The sequence below is a fragment of the Chryseobacterium sp. FW101-FHT12H09 genome, assembly GCF_058790395.1.
This window is the reverse complement of record NZ_JBYTCP010000002.1, coordinates 874,861-889,511: the sequence shown is the minus strand read 5'-3', so window position 1 is coordinate 889,511 and position 14,651 is coordinate 874,861. Positions and strand designations below refer to the sequence as shown.

13 protein-coding genes are annotated in these 14,651 nt (G+C 32.6%); 2 read left to right on the top strand and 11 right to left on the bottom strand.

Annotated features, from left to right (window positions below; genetic code table 11):
- Window positions 1-8 precede the first annotated feature (8 nt).
- The 3 genes from AC3WRL_RS09865 to AC3WRL_RS09855 all read right to left on the bottom strand — a co-directional run bounded on the left by AC3WRL_RS09865 (window position 9) and on the right by AC3WRL_RS09855 (window position 4,001).
- Window positions 9-2,372, bottom strand: coding sequence for a TonB-dependent receptor domain-containing protein (locus AC3WRL_RS09865; RefSeq protein WP_492330187.1), 2,364 nt, complete (start codon window positions 2,370-2,372; stop codon window positions 9-11).
- A 79-nt stretch (window positions 2,373-2,451) separates the two neighbouring features.
- A complete protein-coding gene (locus AC3WRL_RS09860; RefSeq protein WP_492330186.1) occupies window positions 2,452-3,513 on the bottom strand; it encodes a helix-turn-helix domain-containing protein in 1,062 nt (353 codons plus the stop codon).
- Window positions 3,514-3,629: 116 nt separating this feature from the next.
- Window positions 3,630-4,001: a winged helix-turn-helix transcriptional regulator gene (locus AC3WRL_RS09855; protein ID WP_214831154.1), complete on the bottom strand. Its 372-nt coding sequence runs from the start codon at window positions 3,999-4,001 to the stop codon at window positions 3,630-3,632.
- Between the two features lie 120 nt (window positions 4,002-4,121).
- Here AC3WRL_RS09855 and AC3WRL_RS09850 point away from each other — a divergent pair, with 120 nt between their 5' ends.
- Window positions 4,122-4,916, top strand: coding sequence for an SDR family oxidoreductase (locus AC3WRL_RS09850; protein WP_492330185.1), 795 nt, complete (start codon window positions 4,122-4,124; stop codon window positions 4,914-4,916).
- A gap of 59 nt (window positions 4,917-4,975) precedes the next feature.
- On the opposite strand, the gene AC3WRL_RS09845 is transcribed toward AC3WRL_RS09850, so the two are convergent.
- From AC3WRL_RS09845 to AC3WRL_RS09820, 6 genes are all read right to left on the bottom strand, one after another.
- A complete protein-coding gene (locus AC3WRL_RS09845; protein WP_214831152.1) occupies window positions 4,976-6,262 on the bottom strand; it encodes a citrate synthase in 1,287 nt (428 codons plus the stop codon).
- Between the two features lie 81 nt (window positions 6,263-6,343).
- Window positions 6,344-7,636 carry a phosphopyruvate hydratase gene (gene eno / locus AC3WRL_RS09840; protein ID WP_214831151.1) on the bottom strand — a complete coding sequence of 431 codons (1,293 nt, stop codon included), beginning with the start codon at window positions 7,634-7,636 and terminating at the stop codon, window positions 6,344-6,346.
- 262 nt (window positions 7,637-7,898) lie between these two features.
- A complete protein-coding gene (locus AC3WRL_RS09835) occupies window positions 7,899-9,497 on the bottom strand; it encodes a hypothetical protein (RefSeq protein ID WP_214831150.1) in 1,599 nt (532 codons plus the stop codon).
- A 131-nt stretch (window positions 9,498-9,628) separates the two neighbouring features.
- Window positions 9,629-10,417: a sensor histidine kinase gene (locus tag AC3WRL_RS09830; RefSeq protein ID WP_214831149.1), complete on the bottom strand. Its 789-nt coding sequence runs from the start codon at window positions 10,415-10,417 to the stop codon at window positions 9,629-9,631.
- Window positions 10,418-11,006: 589 nt separating this feature from the next.
- Window positions 11,007-11,750, bottom strand: a complete 744-nt coding sequence (locus AC3WRL_RS09825; RefSeq protein ID WP_492330184.1) for a hypothetical protein — start codon at window positions 11,748-11,750, stop codon at window positions 11,007-11,009.
- Between the two features lie 6 nt (window positions 11,751-11,756).
- Complete coding sequence (locus tag AC3WRL_RS09820; RefSeq protein WP_214831147.1) at window positions 11,757-12,389, bottom strand: response regulator transcription factor; 633 nt, start codon at window positions 12,387-12,389, stop codon at window positions 11,757-11,759.
- Window positions 12,390-12,568: 179 nt separating this feature from the next.
- Here AC3WRL_RS09820 and AC3WRL_RS09815 point away from each other — a divergent pair, with 179 nt between their 5' ends.
- Window positions 12,569-13,003: a hypothetical protein gene (locus AC3WRL_RS09815; protein ID WP_492330183.1), complete on the top strand. Its 435-nt coding sequence runs from the start codon at window positions 12,569-12,571 to the stop codon at window positions 13,001-13,003.
- 99 nt (window positions 13,004-13,102) lie between these two features.
- On the opposite strand, the gene rplQ is transcribed toward AC3WRL_RS09815, so the two are convergent.
- Both rplQ and AC3WRL_RS09805 read right to left on the bottom strand, forming a co-directional pair.
- Window positions 13,103-13,630 (bottom strand): 50S ribosomal protein L17, encoded by a 528-nt coding sequence (gene rplQ / locus AC3WRL_RS09810; protein WP_214831145.1) that lies wholly within the window; start codon window positions 13,628-13,630, stop codon window positions 13,103-13,105.
- A 6-nt stretch (window positions 13,631-13,636) separates the two neighbouring features.
- Complete coding sequence (locus AC3WRL_RS09805; RefSeq protein WP_214831144.1) at window positions 13,637-14,632, bottom strand: DNA-directed RNA polymerase subunit alpha; 996 nt, start codon at window positions 14,630-14,632, stop codon at window positions 13,637-13,639.
- Window positions 14,633-14,651: the final 19 nt, after the last annotated feature.

The following is a 14,651-nucleotide window of genomic DNA, read 5'->3' as shown; positions in this document are numbered from 1 at the left end:
GTTTGTTTTTATCTTGTCCTATTTTCTTCATCAGATCTCTGAATTTCTTTACCTTGATATTTGGAACTCCCGAAATTATAACTTATCGCAATCAGTAATCTCTGACTATCCCACCAATGGATAAATCTGTTATCCATAATTTGTTTATGCCTAAATTCTACACGCTGGTCATAAGAATCAAAAATATTATTATAGCTGATCTTTGTGTTTAGTTTATTTTCAAACCATGATTTTTGAACAGAAAGATCTACCGTATATCTCGGTTTTATAATGTAAAGGCTATTCCCTGTTTTTGATTCATAATTAGCAAAAAGATTTACTGTATATCCTTTTGGTAAAGAAAATACTTGATTAAGCCTTAACTCATAATTATAAATTTTCAATGCGAATACTTCATCCAGATAAGGTCGAAACTCATAATTGTAAAAACCTGTGATTTGTGTATTTATATTCCACCATCTGGCAATTTTCAAAGGGAAACTAACTTCCAAATTAGCAAAATTACGATAAGGCAAATTTGTTCCTAAATATTCTAAAACATTGGTTTTAGGATCATATCGTGGATACCGAACCATCACATCGGTTTCTTTTCCTATACTTAAGCTTGTTATCCAGTTTTTATAACGGTAAGTTGCTTTAACCTGGCTGGTAAATGATGGTTGTAAATAAGGATTCCCAATCCAGTAATTCAGTGGACTGAAATAAAACCTGAAAGGATTGAGTTGTGAAAAAGCCGGCCGAGTAATTTTACGGCTATAGGAAATAGATAGCTCGTTCGATTTATTAAAATTGTAATTTACACTTAAAGAAGGCAGCCACTTTAAATAACTTCTTGCAACAATAGAGTCTGAACTAACTGCATTAGAAATGCTTTTTGTATTTTCAAACCTTATTCCCGCATTGATCTGAAGCTTGTCAAATTTCTGACTGTAAGCTAAATATCCTGCCAGTACCTGTTCTTTATATGAGAACTTATTGCTGCGTGTCGGGTCAAAAGTAAATTGGTTATTAACTGATAAAGTATCATATCTGATATTGTTGTTGGTATTGGTATCACTATATTTTATTCCGGTTTCAAAATTGGCATTTTTTACTTTTTGAGTAACATCAATCTGAGCAGTATAGATATTTATGGTATTGAGTAGATCCGATTTCCAATAGGACAAAAGTTCTGAGGTTGGTAAATCTTTACTGATAAAATCATCCTTTTGTTTATTACTTACTGAAAGGTAATTTCCAAGGAAATTAAGTTTGAAATTTTTGCCAGTGAAAGTATAATCAGCCGTCATCCCATAATTATCCTGAATATAATCAATAGGGTTTTCACTTCCTGTATCAAAGACCAATTGCGTCTCATTTTTATTAGTGGTATATAATGAGCCTGTTCGCATACGATCGCTATTTCTGAAATTACCTCTTAAAGTAAATCCTAATCTGTTTTTATCATTTAACCGATAATCAATTCCTGTTTGAACCGTAAGAATTCTTGCCTCATCTTTTTGATAGGTACCAGTTCTCATTACATTAGTATTAGCGAGCCGTTGTAATGCATTATATCGATATGTTGAAATCCCTTCGTTATATCCAAATTGTATTTGGTAGGCAACTTTTTCAGTGTTGTATGAAGTATTGAAAGTGTTTTCTCTATAATTAAACTTATTAATGGAAATGCTTCCGTTATAGGTTCCTTTCCAACCAAGGTTTCCATTTCTTTTTAGTCTGATATCAATAATACCTTTGAATTCTGCATCGTATTTAGAAGAAGGATTGGTATTGACCTCTATAGATTCAACTATTTCAGGGGACAAGGACCTTAGGTAAGCCTGAATTTCCTGAGCACTCATAACAAGAGGTTTTCCATCAATAAAAATGGCCGGGCTTATTCTTCCGCCAATGAAAATACCATCCTCCTGATTAACGGTGACGCCTGGTGTTTTCCTTAATACTTCCAGGACATGGGTCGAAGTCTTAAAGTCTTTATTATTGGCAACATTCATTACCATATTTCCATCATTCAATTTTATATTACGGGATGGAGACTGTATGACTACTTCAGCAATGGTATTACTGACGGGAATCATTTCAATGATAAAAACCTCGCTGGCCTTATCTACTATTTTGGTTTCATAACCCGCTTTTTGTGCAATAAAATAATAGTCATCTTCAACCTTTTCAAACTGAAAACGTCCTAAAGAATCGGTTATTTTTTTATCGACAGGTTGATTACTTAACTTATTTAGGAGGGAGACCTCTACCCTATAAAGATTTTCCTTCGTTTCCGAATCCAATATTTTTCCGTTGACAACTTTCTGGGCATTGGCAAAGAATGACAAAAACAACAGCATAATTAAAGTCCACAATCTGAGGCTCATAAATTTTATATTTTATGGGCCAAAAGTAGAATTCCCGAATAAAAATAGAGTTTTGAAGTTTAAATTCCGAAGTGCGGAATTATAAATTTGAACCTTGGAGCTCTTTTACAGAAGGTGTTTGAGATTGTCGATACAAAAGTGGTGTTGTATTTTTTATCTTTTTAAATGTTGAGAAAAATGTTGATTTAGAATTAAATCCTACTTCATATCCTATCTCTTCAATTTTTAGATAAGAGCCATTTTCGATTATTTCACAAGCTTCATTAATTCTGTATTCATTGATGTATGTTGAGAAACTTTTCTCCAGATTATCATTCAATAATTGTGAGAGCTGATGCGCTGAAATATTCATTTTCATTGCTAAGTCATTCAATTTCAAATTGGGGTTTTTATACAATTCTTCAGAATTCATCAGTCTCTCTAGTTTTGAAACAAAGTTATCTGCTCGTTCATCGGATATCTTTTTATTGGAATATCTGTTCGATTCTTTTAATTCAATCGACTGATATTTTTTATTAAATAGAATCAGAAAGTTTGCATACAAAACAAATGAAAATACAATACTTCCTCCTGCACAATATATTTGAACCCATCCTGTAGAAATTAACTGATAGGTTAAAAATATAATCACATTACTCAATAAAACAGGAAGGATAAATTTATGCGGTTCTTTTGAACTCTTCCCTGACAAAATATAATATTCATATACAGATAAAAGAACAAAAATTGTCCAGACAGAATAAATAAAAGTTCCAAAATAACTGTCCCAGGTAATAGGGAAAAATAAATACAAAAGACCAACGATTCCTAGAATCATTGTCAAAATACCAAAAGGTTTTCGACAGTCTTTAAGAACAAATTGTTTTTGTAAAAAAGAGGACCGAATGTAATAATACAAGGCGGGTCCGGTAAAAAAAAGTGCTGATAATCCCAGGTGAGGAATAATTCTGGGTAGATCAGGATAAAAATAAATACATACAGATATTCCGACCCTAATGCTTAATGTCAATAAAATTAATCCTAAAAAGAAATCTGGGATGTATTTAAGTTTTTTAACAAACAGCAGGTAAATTCCCAGTAAAAGCCCATTAAAAGCTCCCACTGCACTAAAGAAGAATAATAGCTGTTGTCCGAAAGTCATTGTAAATTAGTTTTTTATATCCGTAAATTTAATGAAATTATCATATTCCGTGTTATATTAATAACATTAAAATTCAATTCGATAGATGAAGACCATATAATTAATTTAAGTAAGAACTATTCATTTATCTTTTGATTTAATCTACTTAAAATAGAAGCTCGTAAACGTTCTTCATTCTTATCACCCCACTGTCCTAAAGCAGAAATTACGGGTATTAAAGTCTCACCAAAATCTGTAAGACTATATTCAACTTTAGGAGGTACTACGGGATAAATCTTTTTGGTAATTAATTCATGTTCTTCGAGCTCTTTCAAATGAACATTCAAAACTCTTCTGGAAGCATCTGGTATCTTCCGTTGCAATTCACTTGGCCTTTTACAGCCTTCTTTGATGAACCATAGCAAACGGATTTTCCATTTGCCATACAGGACTTCAGCTATAAGATCCAGTCCACAATTTAAATTAGGAGGAATTTTTCTTTCATACATTCAACAAAATTACTCAATGTTATAAAAATTACAATAGGGGATTAATTAATCCCTATATGAATCGTATTTCCCTACTTGTATGAATGTATCATACGTCTGAAATTTGTATAAAAATAAAATATGATACAACAATTCAATTTCAACAACGAATTATCTGGTAAGATCGCTTTAGTCACCGGAGGTACAAAAGGAGCGGGTAAAGCAATTACAGAAAGACTATTGAATGCTGGTGCTACAGTTATTGTCACGGCAAGAAATAAACCTGAATTTGCAGATGAAAATCTACATTTCATTTCTGCAGATTTAAGCACCTCTGAAGGAACACAAAAAGTGGTAAGTGAAGTGTTGGAAACCTTTAATAAGCTCGACATTTTAGTGAATACACTTGGTGGATCGGAAACCCCGGGTGGTGGTTTTTCGGTGCTTACAGATCAGGATTGGGAAACTACTTTACAAACTAATTTATTAGCTCCAGTTCGTTTAGACAGGGGACTTTTGCCTCAAATGATAAAACAAAAATCCGGCGTCATTATTCATATTGCCTCTATACAGGGGAGATTACCTTTGTATGATTCTACATTACCTTATGCTGCTGCTAAAGCTGGCTTAATAAATTACAGTAAGGGTCTTTCAAAAGAAGTTTCATCAAAAGGTGTACGTGTTCTTACAGTTTCTCCGGGATGGATTATGACCACTTCCGCAACGCGAATGATGGAACGAATAGCAGAAAGTTCAAACACTACAATCGAACAAGCAACCCAGAGTGTAATGGACGCTTTAGGTGGCATTTCTATTGGAAGACCTGCGCAACCAGAAGATATTGCAGAATTTGTCGGTTTCCTGGCATCTCCAAGAGCAAGTTACTTAACAGGAACAGAATATGTAATTGATGGTGGTACAATTCCAACGATCTAGTCAGAAAATAAAAAATCCCAAAGCAAGCTTTGGGATTTAATTTATTATTTAAACAGATATTATCTGTTTACCATATCGATATAGTCTCTTTGTTGAGCTCCTTGATATACCTGTCTTGGTCTTCCGATCGGATCTCCTTTCAATCTCATTTCTTTCCATTGAGAAATCCATCCTGGAAGTCTTCCTAATGCAAACATTACTGTAAACATTTCTGTAGGAATTCCTAAAGCTCTGTAGATAATACCTGAATAGAAATCTACGTTTGGATATAGCTTTCTTTCGATGAAGTATTCATCTTCAAGAGCTACTCTTTCTAACTGCATTGCAATATCTAAAGCTTTATCCTGAATTCCTAACGCATTAAGAATATCATCAGCTGCTTTCTTAATGATTTTTGCTCTTGGGTCGAAGTTTTTGTAAACTCTGTGTCCGAATCCCATTAGACGGAAGTTATCATTTTTATCTTTAGCTTTAGCAACATACTTAGATACATCACCACCATCTTTTTCAATTAATTCAAGCATTTCAATTACTGCCTGGTTAGCTCCACCGTGAAGTGGTCCCCAAAGCGCAGAAACACCTGCAGAAATAGAAGCAAAAAGACCTGTATGTGCAGAACCTACCATTCTTACTGTAGATGTAGAACAGTTTTGTTCGTGATCTGCGTGAAGAATTAATAATTTATCTAAAGCACCCACAACTACCGGATCTACTTCAAAGTCTTCGTTTGGTAATCTGAAAGCCATTTTGTAGAAGTTTTCTACATAGTTTAAGCTATTGTCACCATGATTAATAGATAACCCTTGAGTCTTTCTATAAGTCCAGGCACAAAGGTGAGAGAATTTGGCGATCATCAATTCAGCAGCATGATCCATTTCTTCTTTAGAATTTACGTTAACAGCTTTAGGGTTAAAGGCAGTTAATGCAGAAGTTAAAGAAGATAAAACTCCCATAGGATGAGCAGAACGAGGAAAAACATCAATGATCTTTTTCATTTCATCTGCGATGAAGTTATATTTTTTAATATTATTTTCGAAAGAACCGTATTGATCTTTATTAGGTAATTCACCATGTAATAAAAGGTACATTACTTCAGTAAAATTGGATTTTTCAGCAATCTGTTCAATTGGATATCCTCTGTAAAGCAATTCTCCTTGATCTCCGTCTAAGTAAGTGATGTCGCTAATTGTAGCTCCAGTATTTTTATAACCTAAATCCAGGGTTATTAGACCAGTTTGGTCTCTTAATTTTGAAATATCTATCCCTCTGTCTCCGATAGTACTATCCACGATGGGATATTCATATGAATTACCGTCGTAATTCAATATAACTTTGTTGTCTGACATTATTTATTTTTTTTTAAATTTACTAAAATTCCATAAAAAAACAGCAAACAAATTATCGTTCGCCGTTATTTATATTTTCAATTATCTTTTGATTTTAAATGCTTCTAATCCTGGGAAAATAGCAGTTTCACCTAATGCTTCTTCAATTCTTAATAACTGATTGTATTTAGCCATTCTATCCGATCTTGAAGCTGAACCAGTTTTGATCTGTCCGCAATTCATTGCCACAGCTAAGTCAGCAATTGTAGAATCTTCTGTCTCTCCTGATCTGTGAGACATTACAGAAGTGAATTTATTGTGCTGAGCCATTTGTACAGCATCCATTGTTTCAGAAAGAGAACCGATCTGGTTTACTTTTACAAGGATTGAATTTGCTATTCCTTCTTTAACACCTCTTGCTAATCTTTCAACATTGGTTACGAATAAATCATCTCCAACCAACTGAACTCTGTCTCCTATTTTATCTGTTAGCATTTTCCAACCATCCCAGTCATTTTCCTGCATACCATCTTCAATAGAGATAATCGGATATTTAGCAGCCAATTCTGCTAAGTAAGAAACCTGCTCACTGCTTGTAAACTGAGCTGCATCAGGAGTCTGGAATTTTCTATAATCATAAATTCCATCTTTATAGAATTCTGAAGCGGCACAGTCTAAAGCTAACATAATGTCATCACCAGGCTTATATCCAGCTTTTTCAATAGCCTGAAGCAATGTGTCCAGAGCATCTTCAGTTCCTTTGAAAGTAGGCGCAAAACCTCCTTCATCACCTACTGCAGTAGATAAACCTCTTGAATGAAGAATAGATTTTAAACTATGGAAGATTTCAGTTCCTTTTCTCAATGCATGAGAGAAAGAATCTGCTTTTACCGGCATGATCATAAATTCCTGGAATGCGATAGGTGCATCTGAGTGAGATCCCCCGTTGATCACATTCATCATAGGAACAGGAAGTGTATTTGCATTCACTCCACCTACATATTTATATAAAGGCATTCTTAATTCCGTTGCCGCTGCTTTAGCTGCTGCTAACGAAACCCCAAGAATAGCATTTGCTCCAAGATTTCCTTTATTATTGGTTCCATCAAGATCGATCATGATCTGATCCAGAAGATTTTGATCAAAAACAGGCAGACCCACCAATTCAGGAGCAATTACTTCTCTTACATTCTCAACAGCTTTAAGGACACCCTTTCCATTATATTCTGAACCACCATCACGTAATTCTACCGCTTCATGTTCTCCTGTAGAAGCTCCGGAAGGTACCGCAGCACGTCCCATTGCACCACTCTCCGTGAATACATCTACTTCAACTGTAGGATTCCCTCTCGAATCTAAAATTTGTCTCGCTTCAATGTAAGAAATGTAACTCATAATTTTTCTGTTTAAACTATCCGCAAAAATGCTTCCAGTTGTTTATTATTAATTAATATACTTGAGTTACAAATTTAATGAAAAAAATAGTGTCACGAAAAAAGTAGACTTTAATATTTGGTAATAAAACATAAAATTCCCCAAAGTTTTCATTACAAATTGGGGAATTTAAAAATGCATCACATAGTAACTGATTTTCGTCACTTATTTTATTGGATTAATTCATATTTTTCTCGTTCATCCGGAATAAGTCATTTAGAATCTAATATGTTATTTGTGCCCAAATATAAGTTTCATTGTTAGCTCCTGGAATTCTTGCTATTTTCTGTATTATAAATGTCCTGTTTTCTTTGAGAACATCTATAATTGCTCCTTTATTCCAGTCCTCGTCTTTTCTTTCCGGATGATTATCTCTGATATTTGCATCTGTATTTACTGAATATTTTGAATCTATTTTCAAGTCGTAAATACTATTTATTTTTAGTTCATTAATTATTGACTCTAATACTATCGAACTATTATTAATCGTCCCGATATATATCCATTTTTCATTTTTAATATTTTTATTTTCAACTCCATCGGTATATTTATCTTCCAACTCTTTACTTATTTTCTGTAAATCATTTTGTTTAGGTGTTACAGTGATCTTATTTAATTTTTGTTTTATTTTGTCACAATCTCCGCTAATACAGTCCGAAACTATTTCTTTTGCTTTTGAAAGTTTGTTAAGACTTAGCTGATGTATTGTAGCTTCTATAATACTTTTCTCATTTGGCCTTGTATCATTTGCAGGGGTCTTAAAAATGTTTGTAGCCACACTATCTAGTTTGATGAGACTATTAACGGAAGAGTTATCCTGTATAAATTTTGAATAATTAACAAGCCTTTCCTTATTTTGCCGTATACGAGTAACTTCCAAATTATATAAATCCTTAGATGCTTCTTTCAAGTTTTTAATGACATCTTTTTTCCACTCATCTTCATCCCCAAGTTTTGCATTTTCAATATTTTGTTTCAATAAATCAATTTTTTCAATGTTTGCATAAACCGAAGATTCTAAATTACTTCTATACTTATCTAATACAGGGATTATTTGTGGAGCAAATGTAATTTCTCCATCAGCATCACCATCTTTCATAGTTTTAATAAATGTTAGAACTGCTTTAAAATCAGCAAATGTTGAAATATCGAAATTATTATTTTCTGGTAAAGGAACCCGTGATTGTAGCCCCGTAATACCAATCGTTTTAATTGAAATATCTACCTTTTTTTTATTACTTTCAACATCCATTGCCAATTGAGCTAAAGAACCAACTCCATTTCCCTTAAATATAATATTTGAATCGTGAATGGTGAACTCAGCTCGAATTCCTACAGCATAACGGATGGTAGGTAGCTTATAGCACATAATATCTTTATATTGAAGGAAATCAATAACAAGATAACTTAACTTTTCACTTGCAGAAACATTTGCAATACCAAAAGCATTCAGAGCTGCCTTATTGTTACTTGTGAAGAAATATTGTTTAAACTGAAAACCGGCATCTAAATCTTTCAATTTTCTAGGTAAAGAAAATTTACAATTTACAAAACCCTTTTTCAATAGCTCATTTTCAGCAACCTTTCCTCTTTCAACTATTTTTCCCATCAATGAGATTGAATCATCAATACTTTTAGTACTTAATCCAAAAAGAATATTCTTTACGGCATCATATTCATTTACTGCTTGTGAGTAATAATAATCATCCGCATAAATTACATCATTTTCCATCACAGCTTTATTTTTTGTAAAACTGTTATTGTAAATACCGCAGGAATTTAGTACCACGATTAAAATCAAGAAAAAAAATTTAGTTTTCATGGCTTTTAGTTTTTAAAATTATATTTCAAATTTCCCACTAAATTAGACGCTGGTCAATTACACAAAAGGGTGATTATAATATGAGACAGCACCATTTTATTGGTGCTGTCTCATATTATATTTTTATAGAATTATATCTTAACTGTAAAAATTAAAGCAGTTCCTTTTTCTGAAGATGAGATTTGGTATTCTCCATCTAATTCTTTCATTCTCCGCTTCATATTTCTTAGACCATTCCCTTCAGGTTTATTGTTATCAATGCCAATTCCATTATCTGAAATTTTCATATTAAATTCATTGCCACTTTGTAGGAATGAAATTTCTAATTCACTTGCCTGACTGTGTTTATAAATATTATTTAACGATTCTTTTAGGCAGAGAAACATATTCCTCCTTAATTCAGCTGAAACAGCCGTATCGGAAATAACATCACCATCTTTTATTACAAATTTCATAGATGATTTCTTTAGGAAATTTTCAGCATATATCTTTGCATAAGTAACAAAATCACCAACAGTATCATTTCCTGAATTTAGATTCCAAAGCATTTCGCGCATCGAAACATTCATTTCCTCAGAAGTCTTTAGCATCTCATCAATGTCATTTCTTAAATCCCCATCCTCTGCCTTTTGTTTTAAAAATTCAGCCTGAAGCTTCAATGCCGAAATCCCTGCTCCAAGGTCATCGTGCATATCATGTGAAATCCGTTCCCGTTCCTGTTCTATTGATCTTTGTTTCTCAAGTTCTTTCTGGAGAAGCTGGTTTTGGTGTTCAGCTTCTTTGAGCTGTTTTTCCTTTATGTATAGTAGTTGTTTTCTGTTGTATAATAAAACTATAAAAATGATAAACCCAACGAATAGCATCATAACAATAATTGCTATAATATAAGTTTGCTTTATTTCCTCTGGTAACACTTTCATAATTTACACAATAGTCCTTTAAAAAAGATTATATAAGATGTAATCGTAACCAGTTGAAATATCCTATTTAATACAGCAAGAAACTCGTCATCTGATTTTTCAAATAAATACATAGGAGTTACTCTAAATAGAAAAAAAACAGCCCAGAGTAATAAAGATACACTTACCCAAAAGAATTGTTTAGATATTATGGGGATCTGACTATTATTTTTAAACTGGTTAAATAACCAAATTAGACCACAAAGTATAAATATAAAAGACATCATTATACCCAAATTGATAGAATATCCTTTACTACTAGGGTATAATACAACTCCAACAATTAATAGTACTGCATTTGATATGTACCTAATAAAGCGTTTTTCATTATATAGTTCTTTTAGATAAACATTTATGAAAAATAATGAATATACTATAGGCGATGTTGCATAAATTTCAACACCAATCACTCTAAAATAAAATAATATTTCATAAAATAAAACCAGTAGAAAGTATAGCCAAAAGCAATTATGCCTTGCCTTTTCATTATAAAATGAAGCAACAAGACACATCACTAGTAAAAAGTAATATATAAAATCTTGTATCATAGTTAACAAGTGCCTGGAGGACAAAGATGATAGGTATCAAAATAATAATTTGGATCTGGAATAAGTGTACCATCTATCTCACTTACAAAATTCATTACTAATGTTACCCTATTAAAGAAATCACTGTTGGATCTATCTTGGTTAATTCCAGTCACTAATTCCACTTGTGGATTATTTTTCCCTACTTTAAATTGATTAAATTTTTCCAGATCTATCTTATCAATCATAATTTTGGTAGGGCATGTATGGCCATTAGGGTTTTTCTTTATGTCCAGTAAATTTTTTAGATTCCCTTCAAACAACTTCCTTTGATTAACAAAATCACTCATTATGTTGCCACCGTTTACTCCATTGATATAATAGAACTGTTTATCAGTCGAGTTCCCATAAGCAACATCAAGATTCTTTTCTCTTTCTAATAAAAAAATGTCAATTTTATTACTTCCTTCATCCAACAAAAAATTTACAATATTGGGCTGAATAACAAACACTTTTTGTAAATATGAAAAGCTTTGACGGTTAAACATTCTAATTGAACCTTCTCCTATAGGTGCAGGTACAGGATTTGGATTCCTATAAAAATTCACCAAATTTAAGATATCCAAATCTCTTTTCTTACCAATTGAATCAATGTTTGAGATAGATGAACATAGATCTGAAATTGATATTAAGTCTTCTTTAGTGAGATTATTCAGATTATCAAATATTAATTTAATAATCTCTCTTTTTGTTTCTAACGTTCTCATGGTTTCTTAGTTTTTAAAATGGTTAAATTTATTGATCGCTTCTACTTTATTGCTTACATGCAATTTTCTATAGATATTTCCGACATGCTTTTTTACGGTATCCATGCTAATGCATTTCTGATCTGCAATTTCTTTGTATAACAGTCCTCGCGAAAGGAGTTCAAGAATTTCCTTCTCACGATTGGTCAGTTCATCATATCCTTTTACATCTGTGATCTTCTTTTCAAAATGATTCAAGACCCTTCTTGCTATAGAAAAGCTCATGGGAGCACCACCGTTATATACATCACGGATAGAAGTAAGAATCTTATCCATGCTTTCTCCTTTTATAAGATAGCCCATTGCACCAGCTTTTAGGGAATTGAAGATCTTTTCGTCATCTTCAAAACTCGTACACATAATAAACTGAGTATCCGGCATATCCTTACGTAATTTTTCTATGATTTCAATTCCAAGCATATCCTGAAGCTGAATATCCATCATGACAACGTTGGGAGAAATTTTAGAGAGATTGTTTAGTGCATCATTTCCATCATAAAACTGAGCGATCACTTTCATGTCAGTCTGGTAATTGATGACTTTCTTCAACGCATTGTTGTAGTTTTTTTCATCTTCTACTATAGCTATGGAAATGCTCATGTCCGTTATTTTTGTTTAATACAAATTTCAACAGAAAACAAAGTAGAATCAATTACACTTTTGTGTAATTTTAAATTTGAGTTCGTGGTTATTGGTTTGTTTTTTGTTTTTACTAAATTTAATCAAATTTCTCTTATCATTAAGAATTAATTAAATTGAACATATTAAAAATAATATACATGAAAAAAGAACTTCTAATAACAGCTTTACTTGCTGCATTATCATTTGTAAGTTGTAAAAAAGCTGAGAGTGGAAATAAAAACGTTCTCAAAATTGATAGCTCTGCTTCCATAATTACAGATGCCAATGGGAAAATTGACTCAGCCTCCGAAAACACATCAATTGTTGATGTGAATGGCAAAAGAATTGAAAAAACAGATTATGTTTATAAAGCAACCGACGGATCTTTGGTAAAAGTTGTTTTTAAGAATGATCCGAAAGAAACTACTGTTGCTATAACAAGTAATAAGAAAACCTTTACTCTTCCTAAAACAGAAAGCAAAGACGGGGAAACCATTTATAAAAAAGATGATATGACCGCAAGAGTGAAGGGTGATAGTTTACACCTTGAACAGGGTAATAATGTGATTGAATTGAAAAGAACGAAGATCTAATATGACTTCGTAATGATACTGTATCTTAAAATCCAGATTATAAAAACAAAAAAAACCGTTCAGTAATTGAACGGTTTTTTATATATATCTGAATGAATATTATTCTTCAGTTTTCTCTTCAGTAGAGTCTGCAGCTTCAGCTGTAGGAGCTTCCACTTTTTCTTCTACTACAGGAGCATCAGCAACTACAGCTTCTACTTTTTTAGCAGTTGTAGCTCTTCTACTTCTTCTTGTAGCTTTTTTCTCTTCAGCATTAGGATTGTAAAGCTCATTGAAATCTACTAACTCGATAAGAGCCATATCAGCAGCATCACCTTGTCTGAAACCAGTTTTGATGATTCTTGTATAACCGCCATTTCTCTCAGCGATTTTTGGAGCTACTGTTCTGAATAATTCAGTTACTGCTTCTTTACTTTGAAGATATGAAAAAACAATTCTTCTGTTATGTGTAGTATCTTCTTTTGCTTTTGTTAATAGGGGCTCAACATATACTCTTAAAGCTTTCGCTTTAGCTACAGTAGTGTTGATTCTTTTATGCTCAATTAGAGAACAAGCCATATTAGAAAGTAAAGCACTTCTATGAGAAGCTGTTCTTCCTAAGTGATTGAATTTTTTACCGTGTCTCATTATTAATTATTTATCAGCGTCTAACTTATATTTTGCAACGTCGAAACCGAAGTTAAGACCTTTTGAATGCACTAATTCTTCTAGTTCTGTCAAAGATTTTTTACCAAAATTTCTGAATTTCATCAAATCAGACTTACTGTAAGAAACTAATTCTCCTAACGTTTCTACTTCTGCCGCCTTCAAACAGTTTAGAGCTCTCACTGAAAGATCCATATCTGCTAATTTAGATTTAAGAAGTTGTCTTGTATGAAGAGTTTCTTCGTCATATTGGATAGATGCTTTTACAGCTTCAGTTTCAAGAGTGATTCTCTCATCAGAGAACAACATGAAGTGATAAATTAATATCTTCGAAGCTTCTGTTAAAGCATTTTGAGGACTGATGGAACCATCAGTTTCTATATCTAATACAAGTTTTTCGTAGTCTGTCTTTTGCTCTACACGATAATTTTCAATGCTGTATTGTACTTTCTTAATTGGCGTAAAAATAGAATCGATTGCAATAGTACCTACTGGTGCATTGTTCGACTTATTTTGTTCAGAAGGAACATACCCTCTACCCTTTTCTACATTGAAAGTAATTTCGAAAGTTACATCACTGTTTAGGTTACAAATAACCAACTCTGGATTCAAGATCTCAAATCCGTTGATTGATTTACCTAAATCTCCAGCAGTAATAATCGTTTGACCTGAAACCTTAGCGATAACCTGCTCATTAGACTGGTTTTCTGCTGTAGATTTTAATCTAACCTGCTTAAGGTTAAGAATAATTTCAGTAACGTCTTCGATTACTCCTGGAATAGTTGAAAATTCGTGCTCTACACCTTCTATTTTGATAGATGAAATAGCATATCCTTCCAGAGAAGAAAGCAACACTCTTCTCAAAGCATTACCTATTGTAAGCCCGAAACCTGGTTCTAAAGGTCTGAATTCAAATTGACCTTTAAATTCATCAGAGTTAAGTAAAATTACTTTATCGGGTTTTATGAATTGTAAAATTGCCATATTATTGGGTTGAGCAAAA

What these genes read in the sequence shown, in the direction of transcription:
- AC3WRL_RS09830 (WP_214831149.1), bottom strand. Translation starts at nt 10,417, where the DNA reads ATGAAAGTGTTACCAGAGGAAATAAAGCAAACTTATATTATAGCAATT.
- AC3WRL_RS09855 (WP_214831154.1), bottom strand. Translation starts at nt 4,001, where the DNA reads ATGTATGAAAGAAAAATTCCTCCTAATTTAAATTGTGGACTGGATCTT.
- AC3WRL_RS09825 (WP_492330184.1), bottom strand. Translation starts at nt 11,750, where the DNA reads ATGAGAACGTTAGAAACAAAAAGAGAGATTATTAAATTAATATTTGAT.
- rplQ (WP_214831145.1), bottom strand. Translation starts at nt 13,630, where the DNA reads ATGAGACACGGTAAAAAATTCAATCACTTAGGAAGAACAGCTTCTCAT.
- AC3WRL_RS09850 (WP_492330185.1), top strand. Translation starts at nt 4,122, where the DNA reads ATGATACAACAATTCAATTTCAACAACGAATTATCTGGTAAGATCGCT.
- AC3WRL_RS09865 (WP_492330187.1), bottom strand. Translation starts at nt 2,372, where the DNA reads ATGAGCCTCAGATTGTGGACTTTAATTATGCTGTTGTTTTTGTCATTC.
- AC3WRL_RS09815 (WP_492330183.1), top strand. Translation starts at nt 12,569, where the DNA reads ATGAAAAAAGAACTTCTAATAACAGCTTTACTTGCTGCATTATCATTT.
- AC3WRL_RS09820 (WP_214831147.1), bottom strand. Translation starts at nt 12,389, where the DNA reads ATGAGCATTTCCATAGCTATAGTAGAAGATGAAAAAAACTACAACAAT.
- AC3WRL_RS09835 (WP_214831150.1), bottom strand. Translation starts at nt 9,497, where the DNA reads ATGAAAACTAAATTTTTTTTCTTGATTTTAATCGTGGTACTAAATTCC.
- AC3WRL_RS09805 (WP_214831144.1), bottom strand. Translation starts at nt 14,632, where the DNA reads ATGGCAATTTTACAATTCATAAAACCCGATAAAGTAATTTTACTTAAC.
- AC3WRL_RS09845 (WP_214831152.1), bottom strand. Translation starts at nt 6,262, where the DNA reads ATGTCAGACAACAAAGTTATATTGAATTACGACGGTAATTCATATGAA.
- AC3WRL_RS09860 (WP_492330186.1), bottom strand. Translation starts at nt 3,513, where the DNA reads ATGACTTTCGGACAACAGCTATTATTCTTCTTTAGTGCAGTGGGAGCT.
- eno (WP_214831151.1), bottom strand. Translation starts at nt 7,636, where the DNA reads ATGAGTTACATTTCTTACATTGAAGCGAGACAAATTTTAGATTCGAGA.